This is a genomic window from Rhizobium sp. P1_C7 (assembly GCF_056406295.1).
On sequence record NZ_JBFUAL010000024.1, the window covers coordinates 56,950 to 70,807 of the forward strand.

The window sequence follows — 13,858 nt, forward strand, 5'->3', positions numbered from 1 at the left end:
TCTGTCCCGATAGACGCTCTAAGCTGTTGCGACAAACCAATCAAGACGGCTTGGCACTTGACGTCCGATCATTTCATAAAATATATAACAAATGATATAATCATCATACAAATAGGAAGCAATGGTGTCGAACGGTAAAATGCAGCGACGGTCGCAGGCCTGGTTCGGAGGAATGGACAAGGACGCCTTCATTCACCGGTCGTGGATGAAAAATCGCGGCTTGCCGGATGACGCATTCGACGGCCGTCCGATCATCGGAATCTGCAATACCTTCTCCGAGTTTACGCCATGCAACGCGCATTTCAGAGAACTCGTCACGGACATCAAGGCCGGCGTACTCGAAGCGGGTGGCCTGCCACTGGAGTTCCCCGCATTCTCGTGTGGCGAGTCCAATCTGAGGCCGACGGCAATGCTGTTTCGCAACCTGGCCTCCATGGATGTGGAGGAGGCCATTCGTGGCAACCCGATGGACGGCGTCATCCTGATGGCTGGCTGCGACAAGACCACGCCCTCGCTTCTGATGGGGGCCGCAAGCTGTGACTTGCCGACCATCGTGATCTCAGGCGGACCCATGCTCAACGGTCACTACCGCGGCAAGACCATTGGTTCTGGAACCGACGTTTGGAAGTTGTCCGAAGACGTTCGTGCGGGTGTAATGAGTCCACAGGAATTCATGGAAGCAGAAGGGGCGATGTCGCGCTCGGCCGGCCACTGCATGACGATGGGGACGGCGTCAACGATGGCGTCCATGGTCGAAGCCCTGGGCGTTGCCTTGCCCACGAACGCCGCGTGGCCCGCGGTGGATGCGCGCCGTGCCAGGCTCGCCCGCATGACGGGGCGCCGGGCGGTGGCGATGGTTGAAGAAGATCTCCGTCTTTCAAAAATATTGACGAAGGACGCGTTCGAAAACGCGATCCGCATCAACGGCGCAATCGGGGGCTCGACCAATGCCGTGGTTCACCTTCTGGCGATAGCAGGACGTATCGGCGTCGACCTCACGCTGGAGGACTGGGACAGGTTAGGCAGAGAGGTGCCGACGATCGTCGATCTGATGCCGTCTGGCCGTTTTCTCATGGAGGATTTTTGCTACGCTGGCGGCATTCCGGTCGTCATGGCAGAGATTGCAGACTTGCTGAAACTCGATGCCCTTACGGTGACGGGACAATCCGTGCGTGCCAATATCGACGGCGTGGTGAATTACGGTCCCGAGGTCATTCGAAGCCGCGACAACCCGCTTGTTGAACATGGCGGAATCGCGGTTCTCAGGGGCAATCTTGCTCCCGACGGAGCAGTGCTGAAGCCATCAGCCGCCTCTCAGGAACTGCTTTCGCATCGCGGCCCGGCCGTCGTTTTCGAAGACATCGAGGATTTTCACGCAAGGATCGACGACCCCGAACTCGATGTCGATGAAAGCTCTATCCTCGTTCTGAAGGGTGCAGGACCGCGAGGCTATCCTGGCATGGCGGAAGTCGGAAACATGGCGCTTCCGAAGAAGTTGCTCGAGCGGGGTATTCGCGACATGGTGCGGATATCCGATGGCCGAATGAGTGGAACCGCCTATGGCACGGTCGTGCTGCACGTGTCGCCGGAGGCCGCCGCCGGTGGTCCGCTTGCCCTGGTCAGAACGGGCGACATGATTTGTCTCAATGTCGCGGAGCGAACGCTAACGCTCGAAGTCTCGGACGAGCTGTTGGCCGAGCGGCGGGCGGATTGGAAGGCACCTGAGCCCGTCATGGCCACCGGCTATCAGAGCCTGTACGTCAAGTCCGTCATGCAGGCCAACACGGGGGCTGACCTCGATTTTCTTGTCGGCTGCCGCGGCGCTGCCGTGCCGCGCGAGAGCCACTGACGGGCAAGAGCCGCACGTCGGTTCGGCATGAAGTAAGGTGCCGGAAGAACACCGACGCCGAATGGGACGCCCTCGTGCGGTAGCTGTGATTGATCTCGGGATCGCAAAGGCTGGCGCGACTGACACCTGATTCAGATTGTCAGGAACAGTCAGTCGTGGAAAGGCCTTCGAAGAAGCGGAACATCCGTACATGCGAACAGATCCAGTCGGGGAGCGTTTGCGTCCAGGTCGCCTCCGCATATGTGAAGCCGGCCAGCACTTCTGCTCGCGCAGACCCAGGCCAAAGTCAGATACCATCGCGCGCACACAGCAAGATCACAGGCTGCTCGACATGCCGACCTTAAAACATTGATCTCCGGATCGTTACCGGAGATCAATGCCACGCCGATCGTAATGGATAGGTTTGCAACAAAACCGTGTGGACCATGTCGCCAAGGAGCTGGGCGTGTCCGAACGACAGGCATGCCGGGTTCTTGGTCAGTATCGGTACACGCTGCGCAAAGTCGAAAATGATCAACGGTGCGCAAGCACCAGTTCCGGTTCCCTCTTTTAACCGTCGCCGAATACCAAGCGGAGATCACGCATTGCCTTGTCAGCGGCCTCCAAAGCCCGGCTGATATCCGACGACTGGTGCGCGGAGCAGAGGAACATGTTGTGTTTCGGGTGAAGATAGATGCCGTGACGAAGCCCGGCTTCACAAAAATGGTTGGCAAGCGTCAGCTCGGAATCATTTTCGAAGCGGATCATTGGCATCTGAGCCGGACCCGTCTGGATGAGCTTTTGGCCATGCTGCTTGGCAATAGAGTCCAGACCTTCCCTGAATTGGCTACCCATCGCTTCAGTATGTGCCAGTGCATTCGTGTCGCGAAGAATCTCGACTGTCTTGAGCGACGCCGCCATGGCGGCCGAGCCGTACCAGAAGGAGCCGGTTACGAAAACCTTCGATGCCCCGTCCCGCATCTTGTCATTACCGACCACGGCCCCGAGCGGCCATCCATTGGCAATTGCCTTCGAATATGCACCGAGATCTGGTTTCACTCCATGCGAGGCCCAGCTACCGCGCACATCCAGACGGAACCCGGCCCGAACGTCATCGATGATGAGCGCGGCATTTTCCCTGTCGCACACCGCGCGGGCATGTTTCAGGAAGGCCGTGTCTGGCATTTCCTGATCGCGCTTCACATCATGGCGGAAAGCCGTGAGGAGAATCGCTGCGAGATCGTCGCCCGCCGCTGCCACTGCCTCGTCGAGGCTTTGCGCATCGTTGTATTCAAACAGAATGATATGGGCGCGGTCTTCGGTCGTGACACCGACCAGAGATGGTGAGCACCACGGAACCGCACCGTGGTAGGCACCTTTGGCGATCAAAATCTTGCGTTTTCCGGTAGCAGCGCGCGCAATGGTCACGCAGGCTGTCGTCGCGTCGGTGCCATTTTTCTGGAACATCGCCCAGTCGGCATAGTCCACTGTGCTAACCAGCATTTCGGCAAGCTCGACCATGACGTCGGTGGGACCGTTGTTGACGTCACCCTTGGCGATCTGCGCCAGAGCTGCCGCATCGACGTCCGGATGCTTGTATCCGAGGACATTTGGCCCCCACGCGCACATGAAATCGATATACTCGTTCCCATTGACATCCCAAACGCGGCAACCGTCCGATTTCGCGAAGAATTGCGGATATCCGGGACCGATGGCACGCGTTGCCATGTGTCCCCAAACGCCGTTCGGGACGACTTTATTCGCACGGGCAAGAAGCTCGCTATCCCGATTGTTCATCAGGTTTCCTTCCATATCCATTTCCATTCTCCTGGCCGATCAACCAATGTTGTACTGCGGTTTCTTGTTCGCCCTGCTGTTTCAAAGCGGGGGAGCCGACGGATCAAACTGCCGGCTGAACTCCATATGTCTTGTATCTGGCCTTCACCGACAAAAGCTCATCATCCGTCAGCAGCACGGGCTCGCCGATTGACCGGCACAGCGTGAATTGACGGGCGAGGTTTTCCAGCTTCTGTGTGCGCGACAGAGCCTCCGTGACGTTCTTTCCGACGGCAACCATTCCATGATTGGCCAGAAGGCAGGCGTTGCGACCCTGCAATGCCTCCACGGTGGCGTCGGCAAGCTCCCGAGAACCGAATGTCTCGTATCGCGAGCACCGCACATCGTCGCCCCCGAAGCTGGCGATCATGTAGTGAAAGGGCGGAAGCGGCTGGCGCATGCAGGAAAGCGCCACGCAGTAGTCCGGGTGGGCGTGAACGACCGCATCTACGTCCGACCGCGCCTTGTAGATTGCAGCATGCAGCGCCCACTCGCTCGAAGGCGTGATTTCGCCAGACCAGCCGCCATCCAGTTCCATCGCAACTATCGATGAGGGGCGCAGCGATTTCGGTGGGATACCTGTCGGCGTAATCAGCATGCCGCCTTCGAACCTGACACTGATATTGCCAGAGGTGCCTGCGTTGAGCCGGAGTTCTTCGGCAGCCATTGAAGCATCGATCAGCATTTGGCGCAGATGTTCGGTCGTGGATGTCATTTGCTCAACCCTTTGGCGGCCAACGATTGGTGAGGGGGTTCTCCACGACGGGACGGCGCATCTCGTCCAGTGCCGTGGAAAGGATGTCGATACCGCCCAGTTTGCCGGACTTGAGCATGAGCGATATGGGAAATGGTCTGGTCGCCAGGGCACGGGAGAAGCCTGGCTCGCGATAAGGGCCGACGTCTAATTCCGTGACACCGAGGGCGCGCACAACCGATCCCGACGTTTCTCCACCCGCAACGACCAGACGGCGGATGCCGAGGTCGAAAACGATGACTCTGGCAATCTCGGAAAGGATGGATTCTGCCTTCGCCGCCAACTCGTGCCGGCCATGCGTCGCCTGCAACGCATCGATGCGCATTTGCGGAAGTGCGGTGCTGATCGCAAAATCATGGCCGTCGGCGACTGCTTTTTCTGCGAACGCCCGCGCCTCGGCAACAAGATCGTAACCCGCATAAGCACGCGCAATATCGAGGGTGCATACCGCGTTTGACGCGCCGAAATGCTCCAGTTGCGCAGCGGACTGAGCGGCCACACTTCCCACCAGAACAGCGCCCGGTCCATCCACGCCATCCAGCGTTATCGGGGATGGAGGCTGCACGAGCCCGTGTTCAAGCCAGAGGGGCGGCAAATAAGCAGCCACGGAAGAGTTTCCGGTCAGCAGCGGCATGTCCATGGCTGCTGCCGCTATGGTGGCAAGGTGATGCTCATAAAGCGTGTCCACCATGAGAAGCGCCGCTTCTCCACTCGCGGCAAGCTGGTCGCATCTGGCGCGAATGGCATCTGCGCCATTGTCCACGATCTTATAATCGACAAGCCCGGCAATGCGGCGGCTCTGCGCCTGAAGCACGCGCACGAGATTTGAATCGGTCATCGGCGTGAGGGGATCGTATCTCTTTGGAGATTCACCCAGCAGCTGGGCGCCGCCGAACATATGCCCCTGATAGACAGTCCGTTTTGTCTCACAGAGCGCTGGCACGAACAGCGCCTGCTCGACACCCATCCACTCCATAATCGCCTCTGTGCACGGACCGATATTTCCGGCGGGTGTCGAGTCGAAAGTAGCGCAATATTTGAAGAATATCTGCCGGGCATTGCGGTCAACCAGAATCCGCAGCGCTTCCTCCACGGCATGAACGGCGTCCTCGACAGGTGCGACCCGCGACTTCAGTGCGATGACATGCGCCGTTTTGAACGTGCCGATAGCGTCGCTGCCAACCGAGAGAGAGGTTGGAATGCCACGAGCGACGAGCATCGATGCCAGTTCGAGCCCGCCGGTCAAGTCGTCGGCAATCGCTCCAAAAACAAGAGGCTGCTGATTTGGGCTTATGGTCTTCACCGCACCACCCTTTCCGCTTCATGTGGAGGCAGGTTTTCCGCTGTGCCCCGCTCCTCCGGGAAATGACAGGCGACGCCGTGACCGGGCTCAAGCCCATGCAGCTCCGGAACAGTCGTCGAACAGATGCCCTGTGCTTTCCAGCAACGTGTTCTGAAGGGACAACCCGAAGGAACGTTGAGGGGGCTTGGTACGTCGCCAGTCAGGGTTATGCGTTGGCGAGCACGTTCGACATCGGGATCGGGAAGAGGAACGGCGGACAGAAGCGCCTTGGTGTACGGATGGGCTGGCGCTTCATAGATTTGTACCGCAATGCCGATCTCGACGATCTTTCCGAGATACATAACGGCGACGCGATCGGACACATGGCGAACCACGGCAAGATCGTGAGCGATGAAGACGTAGGCAATGCCGAGCTTCTGCTGAAGTTCTTCCAGCAGGTTGAGAACGCCTGCCTGCACCGACACGTCGAGCGCTGACACCGGCTCATCCAGCACCAGAACTTCCGGATCCAGGGCAAGCGCGCGGGCAATGCCGACACGCTGTCGCTGGCCGCCGGAAAGCTCATGCGGGTAACGGTCGCCATGGTCGGGGGAAAGACGCACCAGTTCAAGCAGTTGCGACGCGCGGTCCAGTGCCGCCTTTCCTTTGACGCCGATGAGACGAAGCGGTTCGGCGATGATCTCGCGAATTCTCATACGCGGGTGGAGTGACGCCAGCGGATCCTGAAACACGATTTGCAAGTGGCGGCGGAAAAGGCGCATATCTTCTGCGGAAAGCGTGGCGAGGTCCGTATTTTTGAAACGAACCTCGCCGGACGTCGGTTCCACAAGCCTGAGGATGCACCGTCCAAGCGTCGATTTCCCGCAGCCGGATTCTCCCACCAGCCCCAGTGTTTCACCTCTTGCCAGATCAAATGAAACGCCGCCAACCGCCTTCACCTTTCGAACGGCATTCCAGCCGGGCAGGCCGCCCTTCACCACAAAGTCCTTGGTGATCTGGCGTACGGAAAGGATCGTGTCATCCTGTGGGGTCTGTGATGGAGAGCTAGAGTTCATGATCTTTACAAGCCCGCAGATGGTTGGTCGGTGACACGCAGTTCTTCTGCGAAGTGACAGGACGTACGCACACCATCCACTTGCCTGAGAGTAGGTTCGGTGGTGCGGCATGCATCGCGTGCGATGGAACAGCGCGGATGAAAGGGACAGCCTGAAGGCCTTGAGCTTAGCGAAGGAGGACTGCCGGGAATGGGTTCGAGCCTGGTATCGCCGCCTGCTATCGTGGGCAGACAGGACAGCAGTCCGCGAGTGTAGGGGTGACGCGACCGGTAGAAAATATCGCGAACAGGACCGGTTTCCATGACCTTGCCGGCATACATCACAACCACGGTATCAGCGGCACCCGCGACCACGCCCAGATCGTGGGTGATAAGCACCAACGCCATCGATAGCCGATCCTGAAGATCCTTCAGCACCTCGAGGATCTGCGCCTGCACCGTGACATCGAGAGCAGTTGTCGGTTCATCCGCGATCAGGACTTCGGGATTGTTGGCGACAGCCATCGCAATCATCACACGCTGTCGCATGCCGCCCGAAAACTCGTGGACATACTGGTTGATGCGCACTTCGGGCTGAGGTACCGAGACCAGTTCCAGAAGTTCGATAGACCGCCGCCTTGCTTGTGCCGACGACATTCCCGGATTGTGCAAACGCAGCGCCTCGGATATCAGCTTGCCAATCTTAATAACAGGATTGAGCGCGGTCATAGGATCCTGAAACACCAGGCCGATCTTTGCGCCGCGCAGGCGGCGCATACGCTGCTCGGACGCGCCGATCAGTTCCTCGCCGCGAAATTTGATCGAACCAGACAGTCTTGCGCGAGATGGCGGCAAGCCAAGGGCGGCGCGCATGGTGATGGATTTGCCGGAACCGGATTCACCGACGATCCCGATAACTTTCCCTGCTTCGGCAACAAAATCGACGCCCCGGACAATTTCAATGCCGTTTTGTAGCGTTACGTGCAGGTTTTGAACTTCAAGCAACGGTTGCTGGGTTGTCATAGTCATCACTTCCTTGGGTCAAGGATGTCGCGCAGCGCATCGCCGACGAAGTTGAAGCCGAGGCCGAGCGTGAGGATCGCCATGCCGGGGCCGAAAGCGACCCACCACGAATAGAAATGTGCCGCCCCATCGGAAATCATCGATCCCCATTCAGGGCTCGGGGGGCGAGCGCCGAGGCCGATGAAACTCAACGACGCCGCAAGCAACACGACCTGACCAAAATCCATCGTCGCGCTGATGATGGTGGGTGTCCACGACAGCGGAAGGATGTGTTTGGTAAGAAGACGGTACGATGTGGCACCCCCGGCACGCGCCGCCTCGACATGGTCGCGGGACTTTACGTCCAGAACCTGCCCACGCATCAATCTGGCATAGACCGGCCACCATACCGCGACGACGGCAACCGCGGCGTTCTGCAAACCCGGACCGAGCGACGCTGCGACCGCCATGGCAAGCAGGACCGGCGGGAAGGCGAGCGTCACATCGACAAGCCGCATGATGACACTATCGATCCAGCCGCCGAAGAAGCCGGAGATGGCGCCCAGAACGGAACCGATGAAGACGGAACAGACTACGACGACAAGCGAAATGGCGATGGAATAGCGTGCGCCATAAAGAGTTCTCGTCAAAACGTCGCGGCCCAGAGCATCCGTGCCAAGCCAATGCTGTAGCGACGGCTCCAGGAGCTTCCGGCCGACGATCTTCAAGGGATCGTAGGGAGCCCAGAAATCGATCGTCAGCGCTACGAAAATCCAGAACGCGACGATGAGGAGACCCATCATGAACACCGGTCGCAAAACTGGAATTGAAATCTTCTGCGCCTTGGCGCTGGTGAGAGCAGACATTCGATCACCCCAGTTTGATACGTGGATTGGCGAAGGCATAGGCGATGTCCGTGAGAAGGTTCGCCAGAAGGAAGGCCGAAGCGCCAATGAGGGAAACACCAATGATCGCCGGGTAATCGAGTGACCTTGCCGAGTCGACGGCATAGGAGCCAATGCCCGGCCACGAGAAGACGGATTCCGTCAGAACCGCGCCCGTGATCAGATAGGCAAACGAATAACCGATGATGGTCAGCGTCGGGATCATTGCATTCGGCAGGGCGTGGCGCAGAAGTGTTCTGGCTTCGCCGGCACCTTTGGCGCGGGCCGCCAGAATATAATCCTGGTTGAGCGCATCGAGCATACTGGCGCGAACCAGCCGCGAAATAATGCCGGTAACCGACCAGCCCAGCACGAACGCGGGCAGCACAAGATGGTGCAAGGCATCGAGGAACGTTCCGAACTGCCCTGCAATCAATGCATCGACCGTATACATGCCGGTCACGAATTCCGGCGGCACCACACGCGCATCCAGCCGCCCTGGACCGGGAATGACCCCGAATTTCACCGTAAAGATATAGAGAAGCAGAAGTCCCGACCAGAAAACCGGCACCGTCGAACCGAAAAGGGCGAACAATCGGGTGATGTAATCCGCTGGCCTGTCACGGAAACGGGATGCGATGACGCCAAGGCCTATACCGCTGAGCGTGCCGAAGAGCATGGCGAAGATAACCAGTTCGAGCGTTGCTGGCAGCCGTTCGGCCACATCCGTCAGCACCGGCCGCCGTGTCCGGAAGGACACGCCGAGGTCACCCGACACGAGATTCTGGATGTAGATAAAATACTGTTCGGGTACACTTCGATCGAGCCCCCAACGATGTTTCGCTGCTTCCACGACCTCGGGGTTGCTCATCTGCCGTTCGCTGACCAATGCCGACAACGGGTCGGCCTGGGTTATGTGCGACAGAAAGAAGGCGATCGTGGCAACGCCAAGCAAAAGGAGCGGTATCGATATAATTCGACGTAACACGTATCGGGTCATAGTATTCCGGCCTCCTGCGTACTGTCGTTCCGACGGAACGGGGCTTGCGGTGTCAGCATGCACCGTTTGTAGGTTTTGCAGCTTGTTCGGTTTCGAGTGCTTTTGCCCCGGCCTTTGTCTGCCGTAGCGGCTTTCCCTGCAAGAACGGCACCATTGGCCACGACATCCACCGTATTCGGGGACATGACGAATTCCTGTGCTTGGGAAAACGAGCAGTATACTGGAGGCCGATTGCCTCCAGTATACTTCGCTTGTGTCTCGTTGTGTGACTTACTCGGACTTGATATCCGACAGGACTACGTTGCAGCAGGCGCTAAACCGGAGGCCACTCACACCCTTGCGCGAGACGAAAACCGCATCCGGGCTGAGGACTGGCAGGATGACGTGGTCTTGCGCCATTCCCTCGGCGAGTTTCGTAAAGAGCGCGTTGCTTTCATCGCCTTGTGCCGCCAGCGCTTCGGCCAAAAGCTTCGGCGCTTCGGCGTTGGCAATAGACGGTTCGTTTGCTCCCCCGGCACGTTTAAACCAGACGGTGCCATCCATCATCGTGAAGTACTGGGCGTATTGCGACGAACCGTAGTAATCCGGTGCGAAGAAGACTGCCGTCAAAGGAATGCCGTCGCTGTTGATCCGCTCTCGCCAGACGGAGAATTCTACCGGCTGCAAATCTAGCTGGATATTGATCTCGGCAAGATCCTGCTGGACCTTCTGCATCATCAAAGAGTAATCGACGCCATACTGGTTTACGTTCGGATAGGTCGCGTTGAGGCTGAACCCGTCCTCGGCGCCCGCCTCTTTCATCAAGGCTTTGGCCTTTTCGACATCGTATTTAATCGGCTCGCCAGCGCCCCCGCCAGGAAAACCGTTCGGGATCGGCACGCTCATGCGATTTGCCTTGCCGTCTACCGTCAAATCGATGATGCCGTCATAGTCGATTGCAGACGCAATCGCTTCGCGAATTTTCACATCGAGTTTACGGGGCAGGTTCTTGGCGCCCGGGCCAAGGGCCAGGTAGACCATATTGAATGATGGCTTCGTCTCGACCACGATTTCAGGGTTGTTTATCTGCCCGGCGGTGGTCGGGTCCACCTGCATGGCGATATCGGCACTACCGCTTTCCACGAGCTGCCGTTGGCCCACAGCGTCCTTCGTCTGCATGAAGACGAATTCGGAAACGGAGGGTTTCTGCCGCCAGTAATTCTCGTTCCGCTTCAGGCGCAGTTCATGATCCGGGCTGTAACCGGCAAGCACGTAAGGACCGGCGCCTGCCGAATTTGCCAGCAGCCATTGTTCTGCGCTGTCCTTGTTGCTGGCATCAGCACCTGCATCGCCGCCCTGTTTCGCAACCACTTCGGAATTGATGATGCCGGCGTAGGGGGCGGTCAGCGACCCGACAAACTCGGAATTCGGTGCACTTAGCGTCATGACGACCGTTGCCGCATCCGGGGTTTCGATCGAGGTTACATTATCAAGAAGATAGGCGATCCCGCCTTTGAGGTTCTTCAATCGCTCGAGCGTCCACTTGACGTCTTTGGCTTCCACCTGGGAACCATCGGAGAACTTCGCGGCCGGGTCGAGCTTGAAGGTAACCACCTTGTGGTCGTCGCTGATGCTCCACTCCCTTGCAATCATCGGTACAACCGATTTGTTGTCAGGTGACAGATCCACAAGGCGGTCATAGACCGAGCTCAGGTAGATCTGACAGGTGTCGCAAAATGCCCTGGATGGATCGAGCGAATTGAGATCCATGTCTCGGGCGATCACCACCGGCCTGTCTTCGGCATGGGCGAATGCCCAGCTCGCAGAGAGAGCGCTTGTCGCGATCAGCGCTGTCCTAACCGCATTGGCAAGGGTTCCGCGAACGGATGAAAAAGACACAGATGTACGATATGATTGCATGATCATTCTCCCATTCCACCATCTAGGGGATTATTGCGCAGCGAGTTCCCTTTTGATCTTTCGCTGTCGTGTGAATGATAATGACATCGACCGGGCGTCAGTATATTGATAAAGACGAACCCAATCGTGCGTTTTACGACGTTGAAAACTGAAAAAACCGATTTTCAACGAGAGGGCGATAGAGGATCGAGCATGTCGGCCGTGTCGGACATCATCGACGTCAGCGAGAAAACCGTGGCATTGATCATCGGTCGCGAACCTTCCCTCCATAGCGCGTTACAACTGATAGAACCTTTTCGCGCGGCAAACCGTGTGAGCGGATCCTCGCTGTTCGACATCGATTTCATCGCTGCCGATCCCGATCAGCGACCGACGAGCATGGGAATTGATGTCCCCCTCACGACAACTTTTGATGTGGTCCGGAAGTATGATCTCGTCCTGCTGCTTGTCAGTTATACCATCAATGAGCAAGCCAAGCCAAAGCTGTTCAAATGGCTTCGCAGACAATCCGCTGCGGGTGCGCATCTTTGCGGAATTGACGCTGGTCCCCTGCTTCTTGCGGAGGCGGGGCTGCTCAATGGTTATCGCGCCACCTGCCACTGGACGGGCATGGCGCCCTTGAAGGAGTTGCTGCCCGAATCCGACATCGTGGAGCAGCTTTATGTGATCGACCGGAGCAGATCGACCTGCGCAGGGCAATCGGCGAGTATGGATTACTCCATGGCGATGCTGCGCAAGATGACCTGGGACACCGTATATAATGCGGTTTGCAATGAATTGATCTATGCGTCGCCGCGCGCGCCGGAGCTTCGCCAAAGGGAGCTTACGAATGCCCATTCCTGGCTGACAAACCCGATTTTGTCCAAGGCACAGAGCATTATGAAGGAAACCGTCGAATACCCTCTGGAAATCGAAAAGGTCGCGGAGCGCTGTGGAATCTCGACGCGGGAACTGCAATATCTTTTTCAAAGGCATCTCAACAGCACCCCGAAAAAAATCTATATGGCTTTCCGGCTTCAGTACGCCAAAGAACTATTGCTTTATAGCGCGATGAGTATTCGCGAAACCGGGCTTGCAAGCGGCTTCACTTCACCCTCCGCATATTATCGGGCATTCCACTCCGTTTTTCAAAAGAGCCCTCAGGAGTATCGACGCGATTTTGCGAGGACCCAGTCAAAAATGTTTGGCAGGAATCTTTACTGAAGGCGGCCGAGGTGAGCGCGCCAAAACGGCGACATCAGGCGCCATGCTGTGCGCCGGTTTGACAATTTGACAGAAATTCAAGCACTCAGAAAGGACTGGCAGGAGTTGCGGGATTATACATTTCCCAAAGACGACGACCTCCCTTGAATACGTCAGAGTGTCTCTTCGAGCTCCGGCATGAGCTCGAAGAGGTCACCGACGAGGCCGTAGTCTGCGACCTGGAAGATCGGGGCATCTTCGTCCTTGTTGATGGCGACGATAACCTTCGAATCCTTCATGCCGGCGAGGTGCTGGATGGCGCCCGAGATGCCGCAGGCGATGTAGAGCTGCGGGGCGACGACCTTGCCCGTCTGACCGACCTGCCAGTCGTTCGGTGCGTAGCCGGCATCGACGGCAGCGCGGCTGGCGCCGACTGCGGCCCCGAGCTTGTCGGCAACAGGAAGGATGACTTGCCTGAACTTCTCGGCAGAACCAAGTGCGCGACCACCCGAGATGATGATCCTGGCCGACGTCAGCTCCGGACGGTCGGAAGCTGACAGCGCATCCCCGACGAAGGTCGACAAAGCAGGATCGGAAACGGCCGAGATCGCCTCGACCGGAGCGGAGTCACCTTCAGAGGTCGCGGCGAAGGATGCCGTGCGCACGGTGATCACTCGTGTGGCGTCGGTCGCCTGCACCGTCTGGATGGCGTTGCCGGCATAGATCGGACGTTTGAAGGTRTCAGCCGAGACGACCTCGATGATTTCCGAGACCTGSGCGACATCGAGCAGGGCGGCGACGCGTGGCAGCACGTTCTTACCTGTAGAGGTGGCGGCCGAGATGATCGTGTCGTAGCTGCCGGCCAGCGAGACGATCAGGGCGGCGAGCGGCTCGGCGAGGTTGTGGGCAAGGCTCAGGTGACCCGCGAAGTCGACGGCGGCCTGCAGACCATCGAGTTCACGCTGCCGGCGGTCGTGACGACCGATCTTCGCCTCAACGAACCGCGCTATGCCTCGCTGCCGAACATCATGAAGGCGAAGAAGAAGCCGCTCGACAAGAAGACACCGGCCGATTTCGGCGTCTCCACCACGCCGCGCCTCAAGGTCCTGAAGACCGAAGAGCCGTCAGGCCGCAAGG

At 58.2% G+C, this 13,858-nt stretch carries 10 protein-coding genes and 2 pseudogenes; 3 read left to right on the forward strand and 9 right to left on the reverse strand.

The window, feature by feature from the left end; all coding sequences use genetic code 11:
• Positions 1–121 precede the first annotated feature (121 nt).
• Entirely contained in the window at positions 122–1,849 is a 1,728-nt protein-coding gene (locus tag AC1D2R_RS27160; protein WP_477972255.1) for an IlvD/Edd family dehydratase, read from the forward strand.
• A 549-nt stretch (positions 1,850–2,398) separates the two neighbouring features.
• Here AC1D2R_RS27160 and AC1D2R_RS27165 read toward each other — a convergent pair.
• The 8 genes from AC1D2R_RS27165 to AC1D2R_RS27200 all read right to left on the reverse strand — a co-directional run bounded on the left by AC1D2R_RS27165 (position 2,399) and on the right by AC1D2R_RS27200 (position 11,539).
• Positions 2,399–3,646, reverse strand: coding sequence for an aminotransferase class III-fold pyridoxal phosphate-dependent enzyme (locus tag AC1D2R_RS27165; protein ID WP_477972257.1), 1,248 nt, complete (start codon positions 3,644–3,646; stop codon positions 2,399–2,401).
• Between the two features lie 82 nt (positions 3,647–3,728).
• A complete protein-coding gene (locus AC1D2R_RS27170; RefSeq protein ID WP_477972259.1) occupies positions 3,729–4,379 on the reverse strand; it encodes a class II aldolase/adducin family protein in 651 nt (216 codons plus the stop codon).
• A gap of 4 nt (positions 4,380–4,383) precedes the next feature.
• Positions 4,384–5,721 (reverse strand): 3-oxo-tetronate kinase, encoded by a 1,338-nt coding sequence (gene otnK, locus AC1D2R_RS27175; RefSeq protein WP_477972261.1) that lies wholly within the window; start codon positions 5,719–5,721, stop codon positions 4,384–4,386.
• Positions 5,718–6,776: an ABC transporter ATP-binding protein gene (locus AC1D2R_RS27180; protein ID WP_477972263.1), complete on the reverse strand. Its 1,059-nt coding sequence runs from the start codon at positions 6,774–6,776 to the stop codon at positions 5,718–5,720. Before AC1D2R_RS27180 ends, otnK begins: the two co-directional genes overlap by 4 nt.
• Before the next feature lie 5 nt (positions 6,777–6,781).
• Positions 6,782–7,786, reverse strand: coding sequence for an ABC transporter ATP-binding protein (locus AC1D2R_RS27185; RefSeq protein ID WP_477972265.1), 1,005 nt, complete (start codon positions 7,784–7,786; stop codon positions 6,782–6,784).
• Positions 7,783–8,622 carry an ABC transporter permease gene (locus tag AC1D2R_RS27190; protein ID WP_477972267.1) on the reverse strand — a complete coding sequence of 280 codons (840 nt, stop codon included), beginning with the start codon at positions 8,620–8,622 and terminating at the stop codon, positions 7,783–7,785. Before AC1D2R_RS27190 ends, AC1D2R_RS27185 begins: the two co-directional genes overlap by 4 nt.
• A 4-nt stretch (positions 8,623–8,626) precedes the next feature.
• Positions 8,627–9,640 carry an ABC transporter permease gene (locus AC1D2R_RS27195; protein ID WP_477972269.1) on the reverse strand — a complete coding sequence of 338 codons (1,014 nt, stop codon included), beginning with the start codon at positions 9,638–9,640 and terminating at the stop codon, positions 8,627–8,629.
• Positions 9,641–9,910: 270 nt separating this feature from the next.
• Complete coding sequence (locus AC1D2R_RS27200; RefSeq protein WP_477972271.1) at positions 9,911–11,539, reverse strand: ABC transporter substrate-binding protein; 1,629 nt, start codon at positions 11,537–11,539, stop codon at positions 9,911–9,913.
• 126 nt (positions 11,540–11,665) lie between these two features.
• On the opposite strand from AC1D2R_RS27200, the gene AC1D2R_RS27205 reads away from it, so the two are divergent.
• The gene (locus AC1D2R_RS27205) at positions 11,666–12,742 is read left to right on the forward strand and encodes a GlxA family transcriptional regulator (RefSeq protein ID WP_477972273.1); all 1,077 of its coding nucleotides are present in this window, start codon (positions 11,666–11,668) and stop codon (positions 12,740–12,742) included.
• A 152-nt stretch (positions 12,743–12,894) separates the two neighbouring features.
• Here AC1D2R_RS27205 and AC1D2R_RS27210 read toward each other — a convergent pair.
• Positions 12,895–13,632, reverse strand: a pseudogene (locus AC1D2R_RS27210) (electron transfer flavoprotein subunit alpha/FixB family protein); the annotation flags it as partial.
• On the opposite strand from AC1D2R_RS27210, the pseudogene AC1D2R_RS27215 reads away from it, so the two are divergent.
• A pseudogene (locus AC1D2R_RS27215) lies at positions 13,627–13,858 on the forward strand (electron transfer flavoprotein subunit beta/FixA family protein); the annotation flags it as partial. The pseudogenes AC1D2R_RS27210 and AC1D2R_RS27215 overlap by 6 nt on opposite strands.